At 41.2% G+C, this 24,886-nt stretch carries 21 protein-coding genes, 1 pseudogene and 1 other annotated feature; of the genes and pseudogenes, 13 read left to right on the forward strand and 9 right to left on the reverse strand.

Annotated features, from left to right (window positions below; genetic code table 11):
• Positions 1-141 precede the first annotated feature (141 nt).
• The 7 genes from NQ550_RS17280 to NQ550_RS17310 all read left to right on the forward strand — a co-directional run bounded on the left by NQ550_RS17280 (position 142) and on the right by NQ550_RS17310 (position 5,057).
• A complete protein-coding gene (locus tag NQ550_RS17280; RefSeq protein ID WP_025579238.1) occupies positions 142-1,056 on the forward strand; it encodes a transglutaminase domain-containing protein in 915 nt (304 codons plus the stop codon).
• 77 nt (positions 1,057-1,133) lie between these two features.
• Positions 1,134-2,183, forward strand: coding sequence for a type II secretion system F family protein (locus NQ550_RS17285; RefSeq protein ID WP_025579240.1), 1,050 nt, complete (start codon positions 1,134-1,136; stop codon positions 2,181-2,183).
• Positions 2,184-2,193: 10 nt separating this feature from the next.
• Positions 2,194-2,544, forward strand: a complete 351-nt coding sequence (locus tag NQ550_RS17290) for a hypothetical protein (protein ID WP_022380510.1) — start codon at positions 2,194-2,196, stop codon at positions 2,542-2,544.
• Complete coding sequence (locus NQ550_RS17295; protein ID WP_025579242.1) at positions 2,541-3,041, forward strand: DUF4860 domain-containing protein; 501 nt, start codon at positions 2,541-2,543, stop codon at positions 3,039-3,041. Before NQ550_RS17290 ends, NQ550_RS17295 begins: the two co-directional genes overlap by 4 nt.
• A gap of 30 nt (positions 3,042-3,071) precedes the next feature.
• Positions 3,072-3,524: a hypothetical protein gene (locus NQ550_RS17300; RefSeq protein WP_022380512.1), complete on the forward strand. Its 453-nt coding sequence runs from the start codon at positions 3,072-3,074 to the stop codon at positions 3,522-3,524.
• Positions 3,517-3,999 carry a hypothetical protein gene (locus NQ550_RS17305; protein WP_025579245.1) on the forward strand — a complete coding sequence of 161 codons (483 nt, stop codon included), beginning with the start codon at positions 3,517-3,519 and terminating at the stop codon, positions 3,997-3,999. Before NQ550_RS17300 ends, NQ550_RS17305 begins: the two co-directional genes overlap by 8 nt.
• Positions 3,996-5,057, forward strand: coding sequence for a type IV pilus twitching motility protein PilT (locus NQ550_RS17310; RefSeq protein WP_025579246.1), 1,062 nt, complete (start codon positions 3,996-3,998; stop codon positions 5,055-5,057). The genes NQ550_RS17305 and NQ550_RS17310 overlap by 4 nt, the downstream gene beginning before the upstream one ends.
• A gap of 167 nt (positions 5,058-5,224) precedes the next feature.
• Here the strand turns inward: NQ550_RS17310 and NQ550_RS17315 are convergent, their stop codons facing one another.
• Together NQ550_RS17315 and hisC are read right to left on the reverse strand one after the other, a co-directional pair.
• The gene (locus NQ550_RS17315) at positions 5,225-5,725 is read right to left on the reverse strand and encodes a COG2426 family protein (protein WP_022380515.1); all 501 of its coding nucleotides are present in this window, start codon (positions 5,723-5,725) and stop codon (positions 5,225-5,227) included.
• A 15-nt stretch (positions 5,726-5,740) separates the two neighbouring features.
• A complete protein-coding gene (hisC, locus tag NQ550_RS17320; protein ID WP_025579247.1) occupies positions 5,741-6,796 on the reverse strand; it encodes a histidinol-phosphate transaminase in 1,056 nt (351 codons plus the stop codon).
• A 147-nt stretch (positions 6,797-6,943) separates the two neighbouring features.
• Positions 6,944-7,171, forward strand: a binding site (T-box leader).
• A 164-nt stretch (positions 7,172-7,335) separates the two neighbouring features.
• Between hisC and thrS the strand changes: the two genes are divergently transcribed.
• Entirely contained in the window at positions 7,336-9,297 is a 1,962-nt protein-coding gene (gene thrS, locus NQ550_RS17325; protein ID WP_025579249.1) for a threonine--tRNA ligase, read from the forward strand.
• Positions 9,298-9,393: 96 nt separating this feature from the next.
• Here thrS and NQ550_RS17330 read toward each other — a convergent pair whose 3' ends face one another.
• Positions 9,394-11,829 carry a glycoside hydrolase family 94 protein gene (locus NQ550_RS17330; protein ID WP_025579251.1) on the reverse strand — a complete coding sequence of 812 codons (2,436 nt, stop codon included), beginning with the start codon at positions 11,827-11,829 and terminating at the stop codon, positions 9,394-9,396.
• A 396-nt stretch (positions 11,830-12,225) separates the two neighbouring features.
• On the opposite strand from NQ550_RS17330, the gene NQ550_RS17335 reads away from it, so the two are divergent.
• From NQ550_RS17335 to NQ550_RS17350, 4 genes are all read left to right on the forward strand, one after another.
• Positions 12,226-13,239 carry a LacI family DNA-binding transcriptional regulator gene (locus NQ550_RS17335; protein WP_025579252.1) on the forward strand — a complete coding sequence of 338 codons (1,014 nt, stop codon included), beginning with the start codon at positions 12,226-12,228 and terminating at the stop codon, positions 13,237-13,239.
• An 86-nt stretch (positions 13,240-13,325) separates the two neighbouring features.
• Positions 13,326-14,654, forward strand: coding sequence for a type 2 periplasmic-binding domain-containing protein (locus tag NQ550_RS17340; protein ID WP_025579254.1), 1,329 nt, complete (start codon positions 13,326-13,328; stop codon positions 14,652-14,654).
• A 78-nt stretch (positions 14,655-14,732) separates the two neighbouring features.
• Positions 14,733-15,641 (forward strand): carbohydrate ABC transporter permease, encoded by a 909-nt coding sequence (locus NQ550_RS17345; RefSeq protein WP_025579256.1) that lies wholly within the window; start codon positions 14,733-14,735, stop codon positions 15,639-15,641.
• A 14-nt stretch (positions 15,642-15,655) separates the two neighbouring features.
• Positions 15,656-16,519: a carbohydrate ABC transporter permease gene (locus NQ550_RS17350; RefSeq protein WP_022380254.1), complete on the forward strand. Its 864-nt coding sequence runs from the start codon at positions 15,656-15,658 to the stop codon at positions 16,517-16,519.
• Between the two features lie 139 nt (positions 16,520-16,658).
• On the opposite strand, the gene NQ550_RS17355 is transcribed toward NQ550_RS17350, so the two are convergent.
• Together NQ550_RS17355 and asnB are read right to left on the reverse strand one after the other, a co-directional pair.
• Complete coding sequence (locus NQ550_RS17355; RefSeq protein WP_025579259.1) at positions 16,659-18,353, reverse strand: IS1634 family transposase; 1,695 nt, start codon at positions 18,351-18,353, stop codon at positions 16,659-16,661.
• Positions 18,354-18,537: 184 nt separating this feature from the next.
• The gene (asnB, locus tag NQ550_RS17360; protein WP_025579261.1) at positions 18,538-19,905 is read right to left on the reverse strand and encodes an asparagine synthase (glutamine-hydrolyzing); all 1,368 of its coding nucleotides are present in this window, start codon (positions 19,903-19,905) and stop codon (positions 18,538-18,540) included.
• 49 nt (positions 19,906-19,954) lie between these two features.
• On the opposite strand from asnB, the pseudogene NQ550_RS17365 reads away from it, so the two are divergent.
• Positions 19,955-20,718, forward strand: a pseudogene (locus NQ550_RS17365) (IS5 family transposase).
• Between the two features lie 17 nt (positions 20,719-20,735).
• Here NQ550_RS17365 and NQ550_RS17370 read toward each other — a convergent pair.
• The 4 genes from NQ550_RS17370 to glf form a co-directional block, all read right to left on the reverse strand.
• Complete coding sequence (locus NQ550_RS17370) at positions 20,736-21,296, reverse strand: asparagine synthetase B family protein (protein WP_259838254.1); 561 nt, start codon at positions 21,294-21,296, stop codon at positions 20,736-20,738.
• Positions 21,297-21,511: 215 nt separating this feature from the next.
• Positions 21,512-21,655, reverse strand: coding sequence for a hypothetical protein (locus NQ550_RS17375; RefSeq protein ID WP_173704898.1), 144 nt, complete (start codon positions 21,653-21,655; stop codon positions 21,512-21,514).
• Positions 21,656-22,009: 354 nt separating this feature from the next.
• Positions 22,010-23,290: an IS4 family transposase gene (locus tag NQ550_RS17380; RefSeq protein WP_055058306.1), complete on the reverse strand. Its 1,281-nt coding sequence runs from the start codon at positions 23,288-23,290 to the stop codon at positions 22,010-22,012.
• A gap of 362 nt (positions 23,291-23,652) precedes the next feature.
• The gene (gene glf, locus NQ550_RS17385; protein ID WP_025581333.1) at positions 23,653-24,771 is read right to left on the reverse strand and encodes a UDP-galactopyranose mutase; all 1,119 of its coding nucleotides are present in this window, start codon (positions 24,769-24,771) and stop codon (positions 23,653-23,655) included.
• Positions 24,772-24,886: the final 115 nt, after the last annotated feature.

The raw sequence follows: 24,886 nt of genomic DNA on the forward strand, positions 1-24,886 counted from the left end.
AATCTGATATACTGTGAGCAGTAACCAGTAACGATATTTATGTGATATCCGGATCAAACATGACGTAATCACGATTTACACAGTAAATCTGCTGAATAGTCCAAAGATATCAAATTAAAATAAACAGTGAGGAAAATACACATGCGGATTTTTCATATCCGCCCCTTTATTGCATTCATACTGATTCTATTTCTTCTGACCGGTTGCAGCACTTCTTCCGGCCAAAAAGAAGAACCGCCTGTTTATTCCCCGCTTCAGGTTCTTGTACCGGAAGCACCTGGAAAGAAAACATTAGGAGCATCCCCGTTGACATTGGATATTTCCAATGCAGATCAAGGATACCTCACCGCAATTTCTGATTCTGACAGTCAGAAGATGAATGTCCAGCTCACCAGCGAAAATGAAGCGGTCTATTCATATTTTGTCAGTCCCGGGAAAAGCGCAGTCATTCCTTTTTCCAGTGGAAGCGGCACTTATCAGATATGCTGTTATCAACAGATTGACGGCTCCCGATATGCAGCATTATTTGCAGATACTCTGGAAGTCAGCTTAGAAAATGAATTCCTGCCTTTTCTTTATCCAAACCAGTATGTCAACTTTACACCCGACTCCGCTTCCAGCAAACTGGCACTTTCTATCATCTCTGAAGATGCCTCCGATGTGGATGCCCTTCAGGCTGTTTACAATTATGTAGTCCAGAATCTTACTTATGATTATGATCTGGCAGATACTGTAGACTCCGGTTATATTCCGGACGTGGATTCGACACTGAAATCAGGGAAAGGAATCTGTTTTGACTATGCAGCTCTCACCACTGCCATGCTTCGTGCGAGGGATATTCCCTGTAAGCTGCAGATCGGATATTCAGGCACAGTAAAACACGCCTGGATCAGCGTTTATATCCGTTCAAAAGGCTGGGTTGACAAAGCTGTAGAATTCAGTGGCGAATCCTGGTCACGTATGGATCCCACTTTCGATTCCAACAGCAAGGATAAAGAAAACATTCAGCAATACATAGGGGACGATGACAATTACAGCGTACAGTTCACACGTTAACCATAGCAACTCACGGATATCAGATCAGGAGCTGAATATCTGGTCCTGACCTGACCCAAACCTTCAGGAGGCAATTTATGCGTCAAAAAAACAAACTGACCAATGAAGAACTTTTTCACTTCTGTGAACAGTTTTCTATTCTTCTTCACTCCGGCATTTCCTGTGCCGAGGGGCTTGAACTAATGCTGGATGACAGCCGCACACAACGCGGAAAAGATTTCTTTCAGCTTTTACTGACAGATTTTGAGCAGAACGGCTCCTTTTCACAGACATTAAAAAATTCCGGATACTTTCCGGAATCTATGATTTCCTATATAGATATCGGAGAGGAAACCGGATGTCTGGATGAAGTTTTAAAAAGTTTGTCCGAACATTATGATCAGGAAATAGAAATATCTGAAAATATTCGCAGTGCGATCACATATCCGCTGATTATGCTTGCTATGATGGGGACAGTCATCATCATTCTTCTGGTAAAAGTCCTTCCTGTCTTTCAACAGGTTTTCCGGCAGATGGGTCTGGAAATGAATCACTTTTCCAACGGACTCTTAAACGCCGGAAATGTTATCAGCCGTTATTCTGCTGTTTTACTTATTTTAATTCTTATAATCACCGCCGGATTTTCTGCCCTTTTCTTTACAGAAAAAGGACGCTTTTATCTGCGCCGGCTCTCAGGCAGATTACCCTGCATAAAGGACATTCCCATTTCCGCTGACTATGCACGTCTGACTCAGGCAATTGCCATGGGAATCCACAGTGGTCTGGATCATGTTGTCACACTGGAAATGGCACAGAAGCTTCTTTCACATCCGAATATCAGAGAAAAAGCCGAAAAAGCACAGAAGCTTCTGGAAGATGGTGTCATTTTTGAAGATGCGCTTTCAGAGTCAGGCCTCTTTGAAGGACTGAATGCACGTCTGATCACAGTCGGATTACGTACAGGTACAGCAGATGAAGTCATGAGCAAACTTGCCATCCGGTATCGTGAGATGGCGCTCACAATAACAGGAAACATTCTTTCTATCGCAGAACCTTCCATCGTTATCATCTTTTCTCTCCTGGTCGGACTGGTTCTTCTCTCTGTTATGATGCCTTTGCTTGGAATTCTTTCAGAAATTGTTATGTGAGGTAATGGATATGGATATATTTGAAACAGGACATACACGTCTCAGAAGAACATTGCGAAACATTCTGCCTGTTATTATACCGGCTGTTCTCTGTCTGATCTTTTATCTGGGAATTTCCTGTGCAGGCAGGGAAACCATTTCCCGGGAACAAAGTTCTCTGCAACAGGCTTTGGAGCAAAGCGCAATACAAGCTTATGCACTTACAGGTCATTATCCCCTGAGCCTGGAAGAGCTACTGCACGATTACAATATTTCTTATGATACAGATAAATTTGTAGTTGAATATGTTCCGTCCGGCTCCAATCTTCTTCCTTCCATCAGCGTACTGGTTCTCTCTTCCGGAAAAGGAGGCAGTCTATGAATTTGAATCGCTCCAGCAGCCACAGTCATTCCGTTTGCAGACTTTTCACAGTTGTACTGCTTGGACTTTTCCTGATCTTTCTGCTCGTGATGCTTCTTTTTTCAGCTCAGGCCTACCGGACAGCGACAAAAGGAACTCAGCAGAACAACAACCTGTATACCGCTTCCTCCTACATATCTGTCAAATTTCACCAGCATGACAGTTCGCAGAGCATTTTCACAGACACTGTAGATGGTTCTCCGGCACTCTGTATGACTGATACAGTAAACGATCAACAGTATATTACTTATATTTATCTGAAGGAGCAGCACCTGAAAGAGCTTTTTACTGCTGCCAGAAATACACCATCCGCACAGATGGGTACAAATATTGCCAGTCTCAGTGATTTTCAGATTCAGCAGGAGACAGACGGATTCTACCGTATTACCCTTAAAGATCCAGACGGTAATACCAGCAGCCTGCTGCTGCACTCTGGTTTTGGCAACAACAGTTTCTGACATACTGGCATCATACAGGAGATTTCAAGCATGAAAAAATTAATCACACATTCAAAATCCAGCCTGTTTTTAATAGAAATGATTCTTTCCATTCTCATCCTTGCACTTACCTGCACTGTCTGCGTCAGAATCTTTGCAGCAGCAAAAACGCAGCGAGAAGAAGCCAGAGAACTTAATCACATCCAGGAGCTGGTCACTTCTGCCGGCGAAACTCTGGAAGGGTGGAACGGTCAGCTTTCATCATTTATCAGTATATTCGGACAGCCCTCAAAAACTTCCGGCGCTCTGCTGCAATATTACTATGATGACAGCTGGAATCCCTGTACAGAAAATTCGGCTGAATATACCATGACCATACAGCCGGCTGCTTCTGAGACAGAAAAAACTGCAGATATAAATTTTTACAACTCGCAGCACGACAATTTATATCAGCTTTCTGTCACCTTCCCTTTTACATCAGAAAGGACGGTCAGCCATGAATAAAAACAGAACCTCGTTCCTCTCTGTGGGAATCCCATCCATGTGTACGATTTTCTCCGTACTCTGTCTGGTCATCCTTGCGTTGCTGACTCTTAATACTTCCGAACAGGATCTGCAGACCAGCCGGATTGCGCTTGAACAGACCACCGCCTATTATACCGCCTGCTCTGCTGCTTCCTCAAAATATCAGGAACTGACAGCCTACGCTCAACAGGCATTTACGGACTGTCAAAAACAACAGACTTATAATACCCTGATGTCGTCTGTCACACAACAATATCCGGATGCCAGATGGGATCCCAAAACACAGATTTTATCCTTCACTGTAGATTTTGCTGAGGAACAGGCAATATATGTAGAAATAAACATTCCATATTCTTCCGACCTGATACCGGAAATTCTCACATGGAAAACCATCAGCACCGCTGCCTGGAATCCGGACACAAGACAACCTGTTTACAAAGGAGATTCAAAATGACAGAACAGATAACACCTGAATATTTATCCTTCGCAACCGAACATCACGCATCCGATATTTTTATCATTGCCGGTCGTCCGCTTTCCTTTAAAATCAACGGCAAACTGTCAATATATGGCGAACGGTTAATGCCTGCTGATACAGAAATCCTGCTACGGCAGATTTATCAGATGTCCAACAACCGTAACTTTGACCGTTTTCTGGAAATCGGAGATGATGACTTTTCTTTTTCCATCCCCGGACTTTCCCGTTTTCGTGTTAATACCTACCGCCAAAGAGGTTCTCTTGCTGCAGTTATCAGGGTAATTGCTTTTGAACTTCCCGATCCCGAAATTCTCAATATTCCGGAAGATGTTATGTCTGTTTCTGATTTTACCAAAGGAATGGTACTTGTTACAGGACCTGCAGGAAGTGGTAAATCCACAACAATGGCATGTATTGTTGACCGTATCAATCATTCCCGGGAAGGTCACATCATCACCCTGGAAGACCCTTTGGAATATCTGCACAGACATGACAAATGTATTGTCAGTCAGCGTGAAATATGCACAGATACGGAAAGCTATCTGGTGTCCCTCCGAGCCACTCTGAGACAGAGTCCGGATGTGATCCTTCTTGGCGAAATGCGAGATTATGAAACGATCCAAACCGCCATGACTGCCGCTGAAACCGGCCATCTGATCCTGTCCAGTCTTCATACCACAGGTGCCGCCAATACTATCGGGCGCATTGTAGATGTATTTGAACCGGCTCAGCAACGGCAGATTTCCATTCAGTTATCCATGGTATTGCAGGCAGTAATTTCCCAACAGCTTATCCCTGATATAAACGGGCACACTATCCCTGCCTTTGAAGTTATGCGTTTGAATCCGGCAATACGAAACATGATCCGGGACAATAAAGTTCATCAGATTGATGGAGTTATCGCTTCTTCTGCGCATGAACATATGCGTTCCATGGATCAGAGCCTTCTGGAACTTTATAAACAGAACAAAATCACAAAAGAAACCGCATTAAAATTTGCGTCCAATGCAGATATGTTAAAACGGAAGCTATAACATAATGAGAATTGCTCCGCTGATTTTCCGGTATACAAAAACAGTTCAGAAATGAGTTTATCCAAAATTTTGAATATATTTCATCTCTGAACTGCTCTTATTTTTCTGTTTTCTGTTCAAATATAGTCAAGCGGATAACTACTCCGCAGGGAACTTATCTGATCCGGTTAATGTACCAGATTTCCCACCAATCCATAAGAAACAATATACATAATCACAGTCGCCATGATAATCCCACAAAAAATTGCCAGGGAAGACTTCTTAATATCAATCTCCAGAAGAGAAGCGATCAGAGAACCTGTCCATGCCCCTGTTCCCGGAAGCGGGATTCCCACAAACAACATCAGCCCCCAGAACTCATATTTCTTTACCTGATCACTCTTTCTCATTGCCCTGTCTTCCAGTTTTATAACAAGCCCCCGAAAAAGTTTCGTCTTTTTTAAAACCTTGAAAATCTGTCTGATAAACAACAGAATAAACGGAATAGGAATAATATTTCCAACAATACACAGTGGAATTGCCTTTGCAGCCGATATCTTAAGTAAGGATGCTGCAAGCAATCCTCCCCTGAGTTCCAAAAGCGGAATCATTGAAATAATAAAAACTGCCCCTTCCGGTGAAATATATTGTGACAGATTCTGCGAGAACCAATGTACCAGTGCTTCCATAAAACCTCCTAACTTTTACTTCAGATAATCCTTCAAAAAATCAATAAATTTCTGCATTTCTTCCTTTGTTCCAACTGTGATACGAAGGAAATTGTCAATTCTGTCCTTCTGGAAGTAACGAACATAAATATGCTGCCCTCTCAATGCCTCAAAAAGTTCTTTCGCAGGACAGGTTTTATGCGTAGCAAAAATAAAGTTAGACATAGAATCCTGAAAAGAGAATCCCAGTGCCTTCAATTCTTTCTTTGTCCATTCTCTTGTCTCTATGATTTTATTACATGTCTCATCAAAATATGCTTTATCTTCAACTGCCGCCACACCTGCAGCAATCGCTGTACGGTCCATAGTATAAGAATTAAAAGAATACTTCACATCATTCAGGAATCTGATCAGTTTCTCATTTCCACACGCAAAACCAATTCTCATCCCAGCCATAGAACGCGACTTGGAAAATGTCTGTACGACCAGAAGGTTGTCATATTTTTCAATCAATGGAAGCGCCGACTGACCACCAAAATCCACATAAGCCTCGTCCACGATCACAATCACATCAGGATTATGGCGGATAATATCCTCCACTTCCTCCAGCGGCATCTCCACACCTGTCGGCGCATTCGGATTCGGGAATACAATTCCTCCGTTTTCTCTGAAATAATCTTCCTTCCTTATATGAAAGTTCTCATCCAGTGCCGGTCTCTCATATGGAATGCGAAACAGGTCTGCCCATACATCATAAAAAGAATATGTGATATCCGGAAAAAGAACCGGCTTCTGTGAATTAAAGAATGTAAGGAAACTCATGGCAAGCACATCATCAGAACCTACTCCCACAAAAACCTGTTCATCCTTCAGCCCGTAATTCTTTGCAATGGCATGTACCAGTTCTCCTGCTGTAGGATCCGGATAAAGTCTCATAGTATCTGTATCCATCTCCCTCAACGCCTTCTCCACTCCAGGTGCCGGCGGATACGGATTCTCGTTGGTATTCAGCTTGATCATATCCGGCTGATTGGGCTGCTCGCCTGGTGTATATGGTATTACTTTACGTATATTTTCTTCCCATCTGCTCATTTATCTGATTCCTTTCATGTTTTTTATTGTTTTTCACTTTCGTCAGTATAACATTAATCTCTATTTTCGTAAATCAACTTTTTGCATTTTACTGATTGACAAACCCACTTTGCAAGTTTATAATAGGCGGCAGAAAAGATAAGAAGGATTAAAACGTTGAAGAGAAGAGTACGCTGAGGAACGTTACAGAGAGAAATGTATATCGGTGCAAGCATTTCATCGCGAACCAGCCGAAGACCACCTCTGAGTGACTTTAATACAGTCCGGTGATTCCGTTACCATCGAATGAAGCGGTTCTGATCAGATGATTTATCCATCAGTAATGTATCAGAACAACCGGGGTGGAACCGCGAGTAATGTTATCTCGTCCCCTACAGTATTTAACCGTACTGTAGGGGATTTTTTTATTCTTTCTTTTACCCCTTCGCAGTACAAAAACCTGTTACTGTTCACTCCGTTCTCAACAACACGCTCCGCGGGATATCAACAGTGAACAGCAACTATAACAAATCCATACTAACGTAAAGGAGATAATCATCATGATCGTAACATTAAAAGACGGCTCAAAAAAAGAATACGCTGAGGCAAAATCCGTAATCGACATTGCTTACGACATCAGCGAGGGACTTGCACGTGCTGCCTGTGCAGGAGAAGTAAACGGAGAAGTTGTAGACCTGAGAACAGTTATTGACAGTGACTGCGAATTAAACATCCTGACAGCAAAAGATGAAAAAGGACTTGCAGTTCTCCGCCATACAGCATCCCACGTACTTGCCCAGGCAGTACAGACCTTATTCCCGGATGCAAAGGTTGCTATCGGACCTTCTATTGATACAGGATTCTACTATGATTTCGACTGCCCTCCATTCTCCCGTGATGACCTGGATGCAATCGAAAAAGAAATGAAAAAGATCATCAAAAAAGGCGCTAAGATTGAACGCTTCACAAAATCAAGAGAAGATGCCATCGCATACTTCCAGGAGAAAAATGAACCATACAAGGTAGAACTTATCGAAGATCTTCCGGAAGGCTCCGAAATCTCTTTCTATTCCCAGGGAGACTGGACAGACCTCTGCGCAGGTCCTCACCTTATGAGTGTAAAGGGTGTAAAAGCATTCAAGCTTCTCTCCTCTTCTAGCGCTTACTGGAGAGGCAGCGAAAAGAACGCAATGCTCACACGTATCTACGGAACAGCTTATGCTTCCAAGGATGAGTTAAAAGAACATCTGGAACAGATGGAAGAAGCAAAAAGACGTGACCACAACAAACTTGGCCGTGAGATGAAGATCTTCACAACTGTAGACGTGATCGGTCAGGGACTTCCACTTATCATGCCAAACGGTGTGATCATGATGCAGGAGCTTCAGCGCTGGATTGAAGACGAAGAAACAAAACGCGGATATATCAGAACAAAAACTCCGTTAATGGCAAAGAGCGATCTCTACAAAATTTCCGGTCACTGGGATCACTACAAAGACGGTATGTTCGTTCTCGGTGACGAAGAAACAGACAAAGAAGTATTTGCGCTTCGTCCTATGACATGCCCATTCCAGTACTATGTATACAAAGCAGAACAGCACAGCTATCGTGATCTGCCTCTTCGTTACGGTGAAACATCCACTCTGTTCCGTAATGAGGATTCCGGGGAAATGCATGGTCTGACACGTGTACGTCAGTTCACGATCTCCGAAGGTCATCTGATCGTAAGACCTGACCAGATGGTAAAAGAATTTAAAGACTGTATCGCACTTGCACAGTACTGTCTGCAGGTTCTTGGTGTAGAGGAGGACGTAACCTATCACCTTTCCAAATGGGATCCTAACAACAGAGAGAAATACATCGGTGATGCAGAAGTGTGGGATCAGACAGAAGCTCATATCCGTCAGATGCTTGAAGAACTGAACATTCCGTTTACAGAGGATGTTGGCGAAGCTGCATTCTACGGACCTAAAGTTGATATCAATGCCAAGAACGTATACGGAAAAGAAGATACTATGATCACGATTCAGTGGGATGCTCTTCTGGCTGAACAGTTCGACATGTATTATATCGATGAAAACGGTGAAAAACAGCGTCCATACATCATTCATCGTACATCCATGGGATGCTACGAGAGAACACTGGCATGGCTCATTGAGAAATATGCAGGTATGTTCCCGACATGGCTCTGCCCGGAACAGGTTCGTGTGATTCCAATTTCCGAGAAATTCCACGACTATGCTGCCAAAGTTGAAGCTCAGTTAAAAGAAAACGGAATCCGCTGCTCTGTTGACCAGCGTTCCGAAAAGATGGGCTACAAGATCCGTGAAGCACGCCTTGCAAGAGTTCCATACATGCTCATTGTTGGCGCCAAAGAGGAAGAAGAAGGCAAGGTTTCCGTAAGAAGCCGTTACCTTGGTGATGAAGGAATGAAAGATCTTGGTGAATTCCTTACATCCATCAAAGAAGAAATCAAAAACAAGACAATTCGTAAAATCGAAGTTCAGGAAGAAAATAAATAAAACAGGTATTTTACTTTAACCTGTTCAAATAAGTCCCCACCCTCTGCTTTAATTGCATCAGGCAATAAGCAATGGGTGGGGACTTTTATTTATCAGTTATCCCATCTGTACAATTACATGGTATTCGTTTCTGCCATTGACCATAGGAATCTGGTTTCCATTTATCCTCTCACCATCTACCTCAATCCATCTGACTCCTTTCTGCACACCTTTCGGTTTATGGATCTCAATATGATAATCCGCCCCTCTAAAATGACGGTTCACTTTAAAATCGCCAAACGTTTCCGGAAGGCAGGGGTCTACGATCAAACCATCATATCCTGGCAGAATACCAAGAAGCGCCTGTGACAGGTTTATAAATGTCCACGCTGCAGTTCCTGTCAGCCAACTGTTTTTTGCCTCTCCAAATCCTGGTGCATCAGCTCCCGCGATCATCTGCGAATATACATATGGTTCTGTCCGGTGAATATCACTGATTTCCTCAATATAAGATGGACATATTTTACGATAAACCTCAAATGCCCTGTTTCCTCTTCCAAGCACAGTCTCCGCAATGGAAATCCACGGATTGTTGTGGCAGAAAATTCCTGCATTTTCTTTATATCCAGGCGGATAAGAAGTAATTTCCCCAAGTTCCAGATGGTATCTTGTATAAGCCGGCTGAAGGATCATTATTCCATACTTTGTTTCCAGCAATTCATTCACAGAGTCCAGAGCTTTTTCTGCTATTCCTTCTTCCTTGCCGATTCCTGCCATAACACAGAATCCCTGTGGTTCAATAAAAATCTTTCCTTCTTCGCATTCTTTTGAACCAACCTTTTCAGACTGTGCATCATAGGCACGCAGGAACCATTCTCCGTCCCATCCATTATCCAGCACTGCCTGATACATCTCATCCACTGCTTTCCCTGCTTCTTTTGCAAGTTCTGTGTGCCCGGTCCGCTCACAGAGCTCCTCAAATTCTTTTCCATATTTCACAAACATACCTGCAATAAATACAGATTCTGCCACAGGGCCTTCCGACGGCCCTGTTGTCTGAAAGGATTCTCCAGGTTCACTGGAAAAACAGTTCAGATTCAGGCAGTCATTCCAGTCTGCCCTTCCGATCAGAGGAAGTTTGTGAGGACCAAGATGGGTTACTGTGTAATAAAAAGATTTCTCCAGATGTTCAAAAAGCGGTACCTCTGTTCCCTTCTTACAATCAAAGGGTACCTGCACATCAAGTATCCCATAATCACCAGTCTCTTTGATATATGCTGCTACTGCTGCGATCAGCCATAACGGGTCGTCATTAAATCCGCTTCCAACATCCAGATTCCCCTGTTTTGTCAGCGGCTGGTACTGATGATATGCACTTCCATCCGGAAACTGTGTAGATGCTATATCAATAATCCTTTCCCTTGCCCGCTCCGGGATAAGATGCACAAATCCCAGAAGATCCTGACAAGAATCGCGAAACCCCATCCCCCGTCCTGTTCCTGATTCGTAATAAGATGCTGATCTGGACATATTGAAGGTTACCATACACTGATATTGATTCCAGATATTTGCCATGCGGTCAATATGTTCGTTCTCGCTGACGACTGCAAAGCGTGCCAGCAATGTTTCCCAGTAATTTTTCAGTTCTGCAAAGGCCTGCATCGCTTTTTCCATTGTATTAAATCTTTCAATCAATGCTTTTGCAGAGGTTTTATTGATAATTCCGGGAGCTTCCCATTTATCATCTGCCGGATTTTCACAATATCCCAGCATAAAAACAAATTCTTTTTCCTCTCCCGGCAGCAGAGTCAGATCTATCTGATGTGCAGCAATGGGATACCATCCGCTTGCAATAGAGTTACTGCATTTTTTCTTACATACAGCTTCTGGAAAAGCATTCCCGTTTCCTGCTCCCAGAAAAGCATCTCTGTTGGTATCATAATTGTCCACCTGTGTATTTACTGTAAAGAAACTGTAATGTTTCCTTCTTTCTCTGTATTCTGTCTTATGATAAATCGTACTCCCCTGTACTTCCACTTCTCCGATACTTAAATTTCTCTGGAAGTTCGATGCGTCATCCACTGCATTCCAGAGGCAGAATTCCACGTATGAGAACAGAGAAATATTTTTTTCAGTTTCAGAGTTATTTTTCAGTTTCAGACAATTGATCTCACATGAAGCATCAGAGGGCACAAAAACCAGAAGCTCTGCTTTTAGATTATTTTTCGAAGAACAGAAGCGACTGTATCCAAGACCATGTCTGCATTCATAAGTATCTGTTTCTGTTGCAGACGGCATAGTTCCCGGATTCCAGATTACTCCGTCATCATTAATATAATAATACTTTCCGTTGGAATCTGCAGGAATATTATTATAACGGTACCTGGTAATTCGCAACAATTTTGCATCTTTATAAAAGCTATATCCTCCGCAGGTGTTGGAGATCAGTGAAAAGAAATCATTACTTCCCAGATAATTGATCCAGGGTAATGGTGTATGTGGTGTAGTGATAACATATTCTTTCGCCTTGTCGTCAAAATATCCGAATTTCATTGAAAAGCCTCCTTAAAAAGAATAAATAAACACTTGTGAAGAAAAGGCCGAAAACAGACTTGCGAAAACGAATACGTTCAGAATTTATATGTTTATTATATAGTTTAGATTGGATTTATCACAGTATAATTCAGTTTTTCAAAAAAATCAACTACATTTTTAGCAGTCAAAATATTTCACAACTGTTATTTTAACTTCCGTAAGATCATCGCGAAACTTTTCGTTATATTAAAGCCTGTTTTTTGTGAAATTAATAAATTATTATAAATTCTTTTTTGTGCAACAGGGATAAATTATACAAATATAACAAAAATACTTGAATTTTATCTGAAAATAAAGTACGATTAGCTTGCGAAAACGTTTTAGAAACAAAAACAGAAAAGGCTGGACTATAATATGGTATCCATGAAAGACATCGCAAAACAATGTAACGTATCTGTTGCAAGCGTCAGCAAAGCACTTAATGGTTATTCGGATATCAGCGAAGAAACCCGACAGCTTATTTTGAAGGCTGCATCAGAAATGGGATATCTTCCAAATTCCTCAGCCAGAGCACTAAAGACCAGACGCAGTTATAATCTTGGCGTACTTTTTGTAGACGAAGCCATGAGTGGCCTCACCCATGATTATTTCAATCATGTACTGGAAAGCTTTAAACGCACTGCCGAATCCAGAGGATATGACATCACTTTTACCAGCGGAAACCTCTCCGGTCAGCATCTCAGTTATTATGAGCACTGCCGTTACCGTGGAGTCGATGGAGTGGTGATCGCCTGTATCAATTTTTTTACAGAAGAGGTACAGCGCCTGGTACAATCCGAGATACCGGTAGTCACTATCGATCATGTATTTGATGGAAGAATTGCTGTTGTTTCCAACAACATTCAGGGAATGGAAGAACTTGTCTCTTATATTCTTGAACGGGGACACAGAAAGATTGCCTATATTCACGGAGAAGATTCCTCTGTCACACGAAACAGACTTGGAAGTTTTTACAGAACTCTCCAGAAAAAACGAATCGATATACCTGATGAATATATGCCAGTCATTCCTTATCGAGATGCAGAAGCTGCAGCAATAGCAACTTCAGAGCTTCTGGATCTGAAAGATCCTCCTACCTGTATCCTCTATCCGGATGACTTCTCCGCACTGGGTGGCATCAATGAAATCCACGAACGTGGACTTCGAATACCAGATGATATTTCCATTGCAGGCTATGACGGACTTACTTTTGCACGCATCCTGGAGCCACGGCTGACAACTCTGTGTCAGGACACAGAAACGATTGGACGGCTTGCCGCACAGAAGCTGATTGATCTTATCGAAAATCCTAAAACAACGATCATCGATAAATTCACCGTTGATGGAAGACTTTTCCCCGGTGCATCAGTCAGAAATCTGGCAAAATAAGAAAATCTTCAGTATCTTCACAGTTGGTGGACTGCTGAAAAGTTACAATCAACCCAAAACAATTATCACAAGGAGGTAATAACATGATGAAGAGAAAAGCTATGGCAATTACATTAACAGCAGCTATGCTTGCCGGTCTTACAGCAGTTCCAACATGGGCTGAAGATGCAGCCGCTGACGAAGGTAAAGTTTTAAACATTTATTGCTGGAATGAAGAATTCAAATCCCGTCTGACTGACCACTATCCCGGATATGAAGAAGTTGACGGAACTCATGGCAAGATCGGAGATGTTGATGTTGTATGGAACATTACTCCTTCTGATGACAATGCATATCAGAATAATCTGGATGAGACTCTTCTGAAACAGGCTGATGCAGCAGCAGATGACAAAATCGATCTCTTCCTTGTTGAAGCCGATTATGCACTGAAATATGTAAATACAGATTATACAATGTCTGTGGCAGATCTGGGAATCACAGATGAGGAAGTTGCAGACCAGTATCAGTACACCAAAGATGTTATGACAGATTCGGATGGCAACTTAAAAGGTCTTTCCTGGCAGGGCTGCCCGGGTGCTATGATCTACAGAAGAGATATTGCAAAAGAAGTATTCGGAAGCGATGATCCGGCAGAGGTTCAGAAGAAAGTTGCAGACTGGGATACATTTAAGGCAACAGCCGAAGAGCTGAAGGAAAAAGGCTATCAGATGACTTCCACTGTAAATGATGCCTACCGTGTATTCTCTAATAATGTAACTTCCCCATGGGTTGTTGACGGAAAGATCACTGTTGATGACAATATCAAAAACTGGGTAGATATGTCCAAGGAAATGGTTGATGCCGGAGAAACAGCTACCTATGAATTGTGGAGTGATGACTGGAGCAAGGGCTTCTTCAAAGACAGCAATGTATTCTCATATTTCGGACCTGCATGGTTCATCGACTTCTCCATGAGCGCTGACCAGGATGGTTCAGTTGGTAAAGATGGCGGCTGGGCTGCAACAGAAGGGCCACAGGGCTTCTACTGGGGCGGAACATGGATCACAGCAGCTACAGGCACAGACAATCCTACACTGGTTGCTGATATCATGAGAACTATGACAACTAACGTTGACGTTATGAAAGAAATCGTTACTGCTGATAATGACTTCGTAAACAATAAACCTGCCATGGAAGAAATGGCTAAAGACGAGAGCTACGGCGATGCAGTTCTCGGCGGACAGAATCCTCTGGCTATGTTCTGTGCAGGCGCTGATAAGATCGACCTGAGCAACATGAGCATCTATGATCAGGGCTGCAACGAAGAATTCCAGAATGCCATGAAGAACTACTTCGAAGGCAACGCATCTTATGATGAAGCTCTCGACCTGTTCTATAAGGCAGTTGTAGAAAAATATCCGGAACTTTCCTATTAATCAAACATTGAAACCTGTGTGCCTGCCTGACCATCAGGCAGGCACACTTTGGATTACAGCAGACTATGGAGGAAGATAATGGCAAAGAATAATAACCATAAAGCGGTCAGCTATAACAAATGGGGATATATCTTCCTGATACCATTTGTAGTAGTATATCTCATATTCCAGCTCGTTCCGCTTATCAGTACAATTTATAACAGTTTCTTTGAAAATTACAGATCTGGATTAACGCAGATAGGACCGAATTTTGTGGGACTTGCCAATTATGCAAAGCTCTTTCAGGGTGGCGATATCTGGATTTATTTTAAAAACACAATGATCATGTGGGTAATGGGATTTATCCCACAGATCCTGGTTTCCCTGCTCCTGGCTGCCTGGTTCTCCAATCCAAGCCTCCGGCTTAAGGGACAGCGCTTCTTCAAAACAGTTATTTATCTGCCAAACCTGATCATGGCATCCGCCTTTGCAATGTTATTCTTTACCTTATTTGCAGACGGCGGTCCCATCAATGCAATGCTGATGCAGTCAGGAATACTGAAACAGGCATATTCCTTTTTCAGCCATGCCTGGAGTGCCAGAACCCTTGTTGCAGTCCTGAACTTCCTGATGTGGTTCGGAAATACAACTATTCTTCTTATGGCAGGTATGATGGGAATTGACTCCTCGCTTTACGAGGCAGCTGAAGTAGACGGTGCAACTTCCTCACAGATTTTCAGAAAGATCACTCTTCCACTCCTTCGTCCAATCCTGATCTATGTTATGATCACATCCCTGATCGGCGGCATGCAGATGTTCGATGTACCTCAGATCCTGACAAACGGAACCGGCGACCCCATGCGTTCCACTATGACACTGATCATGTTCCTGAACAAGCATCTGTTCAGCAAGAACTACGGAATGGGTGGTGCATTATCCGTATTCCTGTTCATTATCACAGGAGTGCTCAGCCTGATCGTATTCCGCTTTAACAAGATAAAAGACTGATGGAGGTGAGAAGAATGAATGAAAAAAACTCCAAAAATAAAAAAGGAATGAGCATGAAAGGTCAGCGTACTCTTGCCTATATCGTACTGATCATCATTTCCTTCTTCTGCCTGTTCTGGTTTTATGTACTGTTTATCAATGCCACCAGATCTAATGGCGCACTGAAAAAGGGATTCACAGCCATTCCCGGAGGACATCTCATTGAGAACTGGAAAAATCTTCTCGCAGGAACACTCCCTGTATGGAATGGTATGTTCAACAGTATTTTCATTGCTACCTGCTCCGCTGTTTTATGTACCTATTTTTCAACAATGACTGCTTACGCTATCCATGCATACAATTTTAAAGCAAAAAAATTTATGTTTACATTTATCCTTGCAGTCATGATGATCCCAACTCAGGTAACTGCTCTTGGATTCCTTCAGCTGTTGGGAAAAATAGGTCTGGACGACTCCTTTGTCCCACTGATCGTTCCAAGTATTGCTGCTCCTGTTACTTTCTTCTATATGAAACAGTACATGGAAAGCAACCTTCCTCTGGAGCTTGTGGAAGCAGCACGTATTGACGGTTCCGGTGAATTTAATACCTTTAACAAAATCGTATTCCCGCTTATGAAACCGGCTATCGCTGTGCAGGCAATTTTTACCTTTGTACAGAGCTGGAATAATTACTTCATTCCGGCGCTGGTCCTTCACTCAGATAAAAAGAAAACACTTCCTGTACTGATCGCACAGCTTCGAAGTGCAGACTTCCTGAAGTTTGACATGGGACAGGTGTATGTAATGATCGCCTTTTCCATCTTCCCGGTCATCATTGTTTACATTCTTCTTTCCAGATTCATTGTAGAAGGTGTTTCCGCAGGTGCGGTCAAGGGTTAAATACTAAATACTGATACAACAAAAGCTGCCTGTTTCGGATGCAAATGCATCCGGAATCCAGACAGCTTTTTTAATTATTTGCAGTACTGTTCGGACCTCCGACCACCTTCACTTCGTTTGCCATCTTTATTTTCCTTCCTTATTCTGCTTCTTTCAGTTCCTTACTCAGCTCTGACGCAAAGTATTTTATACTATTCGCATCCAGTCCAAAGGCTTTCAATATTACTTTCTGGTTCGCTGTTACTGCATGATCCAGACGGTATATATTGTCTAACTGACGTACCATTTCTATTTTTTCCAGCTCTTTTATTGCCGCCGGTACAGTCATATAGTTCAGTTTCTTATCCAGTTTTTTCATTTCTTCTTTTAGTTTTATATACATCTTGCAGCGCACTATCATGGCTACAAATGCAACAAATATCTTCGCTCTTGCTGATTCTTCTGAATACACCCGGATGCTCTTATTCCCCAGATATGATTTGTCTCCGCGGAATAGTTTCTCCGATACATCCCTGCTCTTATACAGTTCGATTGCTTCCTTCGCACTCATCTTTTCCGATGTAATGATACAAAAATATCCTGCCAGATCCAGTTCTCTTTCTACCACACTGCACCGTTCTTCTGGTAGTATAAAAGCCTGGCTCTTTTCATCATAATGAAGGTTAAAATACTTCTCAAATCCAGAACCGGATTCCTTTACCTTATTCTGGTACTTTTTCAGATACTGCGTCATCTGGTTGATCCGATTTTCAATCTCTATCCGTTCTGCGCTTTCTTTGGAAATGCTATGATACAGATGAAAATAACGCTCTTTTTTATCACTTGCATACAGTTTGTGCCGTATTGTCTTTCCGTAAACTCCATATTCATAGATATTGTTTACCCGCTTATTTTCAAATGTCCCTTTATTTTCCAGGATCAGTTCATTCACAAGGGCAGACATCCCTTTCACCATGATAACAAAACTATACCCACATTTATCCATATATTGTATATTCTCGCAGCTGAAATATCCCCTGTCCAGAATGAATCCGATCTTCTTATAACCATATCCGGATGCTTTATCCAGCATGAACTGAAGCTGGGAGATATCATTCAGACTTCCTGGATATTTTTCATAAAATAATGGTTCCTGATTATGAGTATCATACGCAACTGCATAATTAAATACCGGCTCTCCCATATCTACTTTCGGATGCCCAAATTCAACCATTTTTATATCCCCGGCCTGACAGTTTTTATTCGTTGAATCATAAGAAATATAAATCTTTTCGCGGTAATTCCGTGACTCATTCCATGTATTCAGAAATCCTGTACTTTGATCATCTGTTACTGAATTCAGGAAATCTGATACGGTTGAATCGCTGTATTGTTTCATCTTTTCCGTAAAAAGTGGATGGTTGTATGTATAATCCGGATAGTACTGCGCTGCGTTGTTTTCTGCTATGATCGAATAAACCGCCAGATCTAAAAACAGCCCTATATCACGCGATCCAAAATACTTTCCAAGGATATCGTTCAAGCTGCATTCTTCTATGATCTTACGCAGTACAAAGTATGTTCCTACCTTGAGACAGCTGCTTCTGGAAGTTCTGTTTTTGCTTTCCGGAAGCTCTGCATCGGGAAAATATTTCAGGAAATTTTGATTCGGTTTCATGAGTTCCGGATCCATATCTGACAATTTTCCGATCGTTACTCTTTTGGGAAAAGTATACTTCCGGGATGGATCATAAACCCGGTCATACTCATACTCTATATATACAACATTTGACTTTTTTCTCCGTGTGATCTTGCCTTTTACGGTTGGTACTTTCACTAAAAAATCCAGATACATAGCGCCCTCCTTTTAGGCGGTTATCCGCCTAAAATAATTGTACTATATTTCCCGGCTATCTGCAATGGAAAGCCGCAGAAAACCGGGATTTTTTATGATTTTATTTCGTTCTTTTTTCTTTAGGTGGAAAAATTACTGGAAGTTCACATACATTTACATGTTTACCGTCTCATAACCAACTCTCTCACTTCGAACATGTAGTAAAAAATCTATCGTACCAGATAAGGAATGTTAAAACTGTCCAGATTTTACGGCTGTTATCTGCTTTTTTATCTTTATGGTTGTTCAGGAGCTGGAGCAGTTTCTCTGTATGGAAAAATTCTTCTGCTTCTTTCGAGGTAAATAAATCTGTTACCATCTGATACCAGTCATTCTGCCGCAGCCACACACGGATTGGAATGGGAAAACCAAGTTTCTTCCGTTCATTGGTTTCCTGTGGAAGAAATTCTGAAACAGCTTTACGGAAAATATATTTGGTTGTACCTGCTGCAATCTTGGCTTCTTTCGGAAGCTTTGCTGCAAAGTTAAAAACTTCTTTATCCAGAAATGGTACCCTGACTTCCAGGGAATGTGCCATGCTCATTTTATCTGCTTTCTGCAAAATATCGCCAGGAAGCCAGTAGTTCAGATCTACAGACTGCATTTTTTCCATGTCTTGAAGTGAGCCTCTGTTTTCTGACTCAAGCTCTTCATAAAATTGACTTAAATATTCCTGCGTGGAAGGTCCTGTTACTTTATTTTTCAAAATCTGTGCTTTCTCTTTTTCACAGTAAATATATGCATTTCCGATGAAGCGTTCTTCTACTTTCATTCCTGCGCGGATAAGGAAATCCCGTCCTTTCACGTCTGGCAGCTTTGCAGCCAGTTTTTTGACAGCGCGTCTGAGCACGAACGGAATCCAGGCAACTTTCTTTAATGCTTCAGGTTCTCTGTAAATATTGTATCCACCGAAAAGTTCATCTGCGCCTTCCCCGGAAAGGACTACCTTAACATGTCCGGCAGCCTCTTTGGAAAGAAAATAAAGTGCAACTGCAGAGGCATCCCCAAGTGGTTCATCCATATGATACATCACATCTGGAAGGGCATCCCAGAATTCCTGCTTGGATATGATTTTCACATGGTGTTTCAATCCTGCTTTTTCTGCCACTTTGGCAGCTTTGTTTACTTCACTATATCGGTCTCCCTCATCAAATCCCACTGTGAATGCCTGATCTGCACCGGAGGCAGAAGCCAGATACCCGGAGTCCACTCCCCCGGATAAAAACGCGCCGACTTCCACATCGCTTAACATGTGGTGCTTCACCGAATCCCTTAAAATCTCTGCAAGCTGGCTCCGCAGCTGATCCATATTCGTCTTACGGTTCCACTTGCTAGGTGTAAGCTTTGTTTTGAAATAAGTCTTTATTTCATAGTTTCCGTTTTTATATAAAAGCATATGTCCGGGCATAAGTTTATAGATTCCCTTAAAAAAGGTCTCTTCCAGAGGGGCATATTGAAATGACAAATACTGCTCTAGAGCGTGTCTGAAAAATAAAAATTGCACAAAACGCATGTTTTATTTCCCTTTTTCATGATAAAATAAAGAAAAAGGGGTGTTCACTATGTTGAGACGATATGAGTTGACTGATGAAGAATGGCTTCGCATTGAACCTTTATTACCTCCTGAAAATACTGGAAAACAAGGACGTCCAAGGAAAGACAATCGTATCATTATGAATGGAATTGTATGGCTTGCACGTAGTGGGGCACCTTGGCGCGATCTTCCTGAACGTTATGGTTCATGGAAAACTGTCTATAGCCGATTCCGAAAATGGATCGATGATGGTATCCTTGATAATATTTTCCGTATTTTAAGTCTTGAAGCAGAATTGGAAGAATTATCCATTGATGCTTCTATTATCCAGGCGCACCAGCATAGTGCCGGTGCAAAAAAAGGGGGCCTTCAAATGAAATCGGGCATAGTCGTGGAGGAGCCAGCACCAAAATCCATGCGGTAGTAGATGCCTATGGATATCCAGTTTATTTAATGATCAGTGAGGGACAGCGTAATGATATCAATTATGCAATCCCTTTGCTCGATCAAATTGAAATAAACGGAAGCAATGTGTTAGCTGACCGAGGATATGACAGTAATAAATTGCTTGATTATGTGTACGCACGCGGTGGAGAGCCAACCATTCCATCCCGAAAGGGAGCTAAATTTGAACGTCATTGTGATTGGTGGTTATACAAAGAACGCCATTTAGTAGAAAAGTATTTTCTGAAATTAAAAGCATTCCGACGAATCGCTACACGTTATGACAAATTAGCTGCAACCTACTTGGGATTTATTTGTATCGCCTCAATATTAATTTGGTTAAAATAAACAATTTAAAATGTTTTTCAGACACGCTCTAGGGCCTTCTGATTTACTTTTCTTTCATAGCCTGGAAATGCAAGAATACTCTTAATTTCAGAAGCAAATACAAAGTGTCCATCTATTTCGGCATAGTACACAGGCTTAATTCCAAAGAAATCCCTTGCAAGCATCAAAGTCTGCTCTTTTTCATTCCATACTGCAAACCCAAACATTCCCCTGAGCTTATCCAGTGCCTTCTCACCATACTGTTGAATGGTATTTACCAGAACTTCCGTGTCAGAATGGGTACAGAAAGAAATGCCGGAAGCCTCAAGTTCTGCCCGCAGTTCCTTATAATCATAGATTTCCCCATTAAAAACAATATGCAGGTTTCCGTCCGCACTTTCCATAGGCTGCTGCCCATCTGCTAAATCAATAATACTAAGTCTTCGAAAGCCCAGCGTAATCTTCTCCCTGCAAAAAGAGCCTTCACTATCCGGGCCTCTATGTTCAATGGCTTTCATCATCTTTTCAATTACTGTCTTCTGATCCTGTCTGTAACCTGTAAATCCACAAATCCCGCACATTTCTTCCTCCGTATCCATTTGATGTAGTTTAGACACTGCAACGACTTTTGTTACAGTCCAAAATTATTTTTATCGATATTTTATCATAAAAATGTCTGTTTGTTGTAAAATAAAAATGTCTTTCTTATCAAATAATTATATTTCAAAATAGCTTTTATATCTCATATAACATTTTATAAAAAAAGAAATGTTTTCCATTCCCTTATTTGCTTACGGAAAACGTTTCTTTTCATTTACTCTTCATAAAGATTTCCGTTCTCATCGATCCAGGTTCCGTCTCCGTTATTGTAAAGGACTCTGGATTCTTCATCGCCTTCATCTGCTGCTACAATTGATGCCACACCGGACGCAGTATTGAATCCACTGGTATATGGCACGCCTGCCCCGGTCGCAGGCAGATACAGTTTCGTATGAACAAGCCCTGCCAGAAGCGGTGTGGTAAGACCTGCATTCTGCCTGAGTTCCGGTATTCTGCGTATTTTTTCAGATGAATAATAAATCGTTTCTTTTAAGCAATTTTTCTAAACGTTTTTTGATTCGACCACATTGGGGTCAGACCCCAATGTGGTCAACCTAGCGTCAACTTAGGGACATATTAGCAAATAGCCTCCAATGCAAACTACAAAATTAATCGGTTTATGACAGAAAACAGTTGCTGTTTTGTTGGAAACCAGAAGATTCATAAAAATTGCCGCACTTAAATAAGCCTATTGATGAATGCTGGCTCTATTTTAAAAAGAAGCTTTTTTATTTCGGAAATGTGAACGTCCCTTGGATTTCAATTTCTTCCTTGGAAACGACCTGCCGGGCAGGAGCTGTGATCTGCAGCGTACAGCATCTGTATATAACTGTTCAATAATTGAAAGCTCAAACAGTCCGCAGAGTATTTTGGGAACAATACTTTTGATCCGTCCAATGATAAATGCACGATTGGCCTGATAACGGAACTTATTTGTGCTTTTGGCAGAAATCTGTATTTCCTCATCTGCTTCATTTTTTATAAGGGAGGCCAGATTCGATAAAAGCATATTTATATAAAATTCCTGCTGTATAGACACTGCAGTAGCACCGGAAAACTCTTCCATGGCAAAGCGGCTTTTTAGTTCTTTGTACTTAAGTTCTACAGGCCATCTGTAGAAGTAAAGTTCCCGGAACATATCTTTTGTAACAGCAGGATCAAACAGGTTTGTTGCAAGATATTCTTTTGTGCCATCATCAAGCGGAATCTCAAGGACACGTATAGGTACATCGGAAGTACCTTCTTTTGAAGTTCCCTGAAGAATGGAAATCATATCACCATTGCATTTTTTAGATAAATTGATTCCCTCTTTCAGTCTCATAACACAGAGATGCCCATGCTCTACACAGTAGCGGAACATATCTTCTGAATAATAACCTCTGTCAAAAATAATAATACTGTTGTTATATAGTCCCATATCTTCAAGAACTTTAAGATGTTCTAATGCAGCTGCTCGTTCAGAGGAAAGAAATTTATGGATAGATGCATGAAGGATATAATCATCCAGAACATCATAAATTATGGAAGCCAGTCCCATGGTATAACGTCGGTTTGGATCAGGATAGCTGGACATTTCACCAAAGAAATCAAAAGTTGATTTTGAATTCGGAAGTTCGATCCTGGAACCATCTACTGCAAAAAGATGATAACCCTGCCACAGCTTTCTTGAAGGGATCTGGCTGTAAAACAGATCAACAGAAAGATAATAAAGTTCCTTAAACAGTGAAGGATTAATGAACTGTCTGGCTTTGGAAAGTGCCTGTTTTGAAACATCCGGAAAAGAAAGTGTGCCAAGTTCTTCTCTGATCTGTGAAAGATTCTGGAACATGGAAGCTTTTGAAGAAAAGAACAGATAAATAATAACTTGCAAAAGTGAAAGTTTTCTTCGCCGTACAAAATGTTTTTCCACCCGATGGGGTTCCAGTTTAACTTGATCTGTGATATAATCTTTAATGGATTGGACGATATTTTTACAAATATTAGTTCGATTCATATGGCATACCTCCTACGTATTGGAATAGATAAATATTTCGCCGGTAACGTAATATTGCTTAATCTATAAACCACATATTTAGGAGGATATGTCAAGATATTTATATAAAAAAATCCAGAATATAAGCCCAGAATCGTTGAATTTTCAGCATTCTGGGCTTAAGTTGACCACATTGGGGCCAGACCCCGGAGGTATTCTGTAAATAGCGCATTTCTGAAAGAATAGTTTGCTCCATCGTACACATTTGAGTCTAAAAATACTTTGTAACGCAATATGATCACCGCCTATCACTCCTCTAAACCTTAGCACTTCTACAACAGCCGCTCATTCTATATCATATTTTTGCTTATTTATTGCTACTTCTATTTAATAGTTAATTCTTTTTCTGCCATAGCAAGTGCGGCATCTATTACAGCATCCATATCATAGTATTTATATTCTCCAAGGCGACCGCCAAAAATGACTTTGTCTTCTTTTTCAGCCAACTCTTTGTATTGAGAATAAAGCTTGCTATTCTTTTCATCATTTACAGGATAATACGGTTCATCTCCTGGTTTCCACTCAGAACTATATTCACGACTAATAATTGTTTTCGGAATATCATTTCCATCTTCATCTTTACCAAATTCAAACCATTTATGTTCAATGATTCTTGTCCATGGAGTCTCTCGATCCGTGTAATTTACAGCGGCATTACCCTGAAAGTTTGGCTGATCAAGAACTTCATTCTCAAATCCGACCGATCGGTATTCAAGATTACCTAACTTATAATCAAAGTACGCATCAATAGCGCCGGTGTAAACAATCTTTTCTGCCATTGCGTCATACTCAGTCTTATTCTCAAGATAATCCACACCAAGTCTTACTTCGATTCCATCAAGAAGGTTTGCAATCATCTTTGTATACCCACCAACCGGTATACCTTGGTACAAAGCATTGAAGTAGTTATTATCGAAAGTAAGTCTTACCGGAAGTCTCTTGATAATAAAAGCCGGAAGTTCTTTGCAATCCCTTCCCCATTGTTTTTCAGTGTAGCCTTTCACAAGTTTCTCATAAATATCTCTACCAACAAGGCTGATTGCCTGTTCTTCAAGATTCTGTGGCTCACCTGTGATTTCTTTTTTCTGCTCTTCAATCTTAGCAGCAGCTTCTTCCGGCGTTACTACTCCCCACATTTTATTAAATGTGTACATATTGAATGGCATGGAATATAACTCACCCTTGTAGTTTGCCACAGGCGAATTGGTAAAACGGTTGAATGTCGCAAACTGTGTAATATAATTCCAAACCTTTGTATTATTAGTATGAAAAATATGTGCTCCATACTTGTGGAAATTAATGCCTTCCACTTTTTCTGTATAAACATTTCCTGCTATGTTAGGTCTCTTATCTATTACAAGAACAGACTTGCCTGCTGCTTTTGCTTGCTGTGCAAATACTGCTCCGTAAAGACCAGATCCTACTACTAAATAATCGTACATATTTATTTACCTTCTTATCTTAGATATTATTGATTTATACACAAATATAAAATAGCTTTTAAAAGAAAATATCATCAATAAAATGATACCCACTGAAAATAACTTCATAGGGTCA

This window comes from Blautia wexlerae DSM 19850, from assembly GCF_025148125.1.
GTDB lineage: Bacteria > Bacillota > Clostridia > Lachnospirales > Lachnospiraceae > Blautia_A > Blautia_A wexlerae.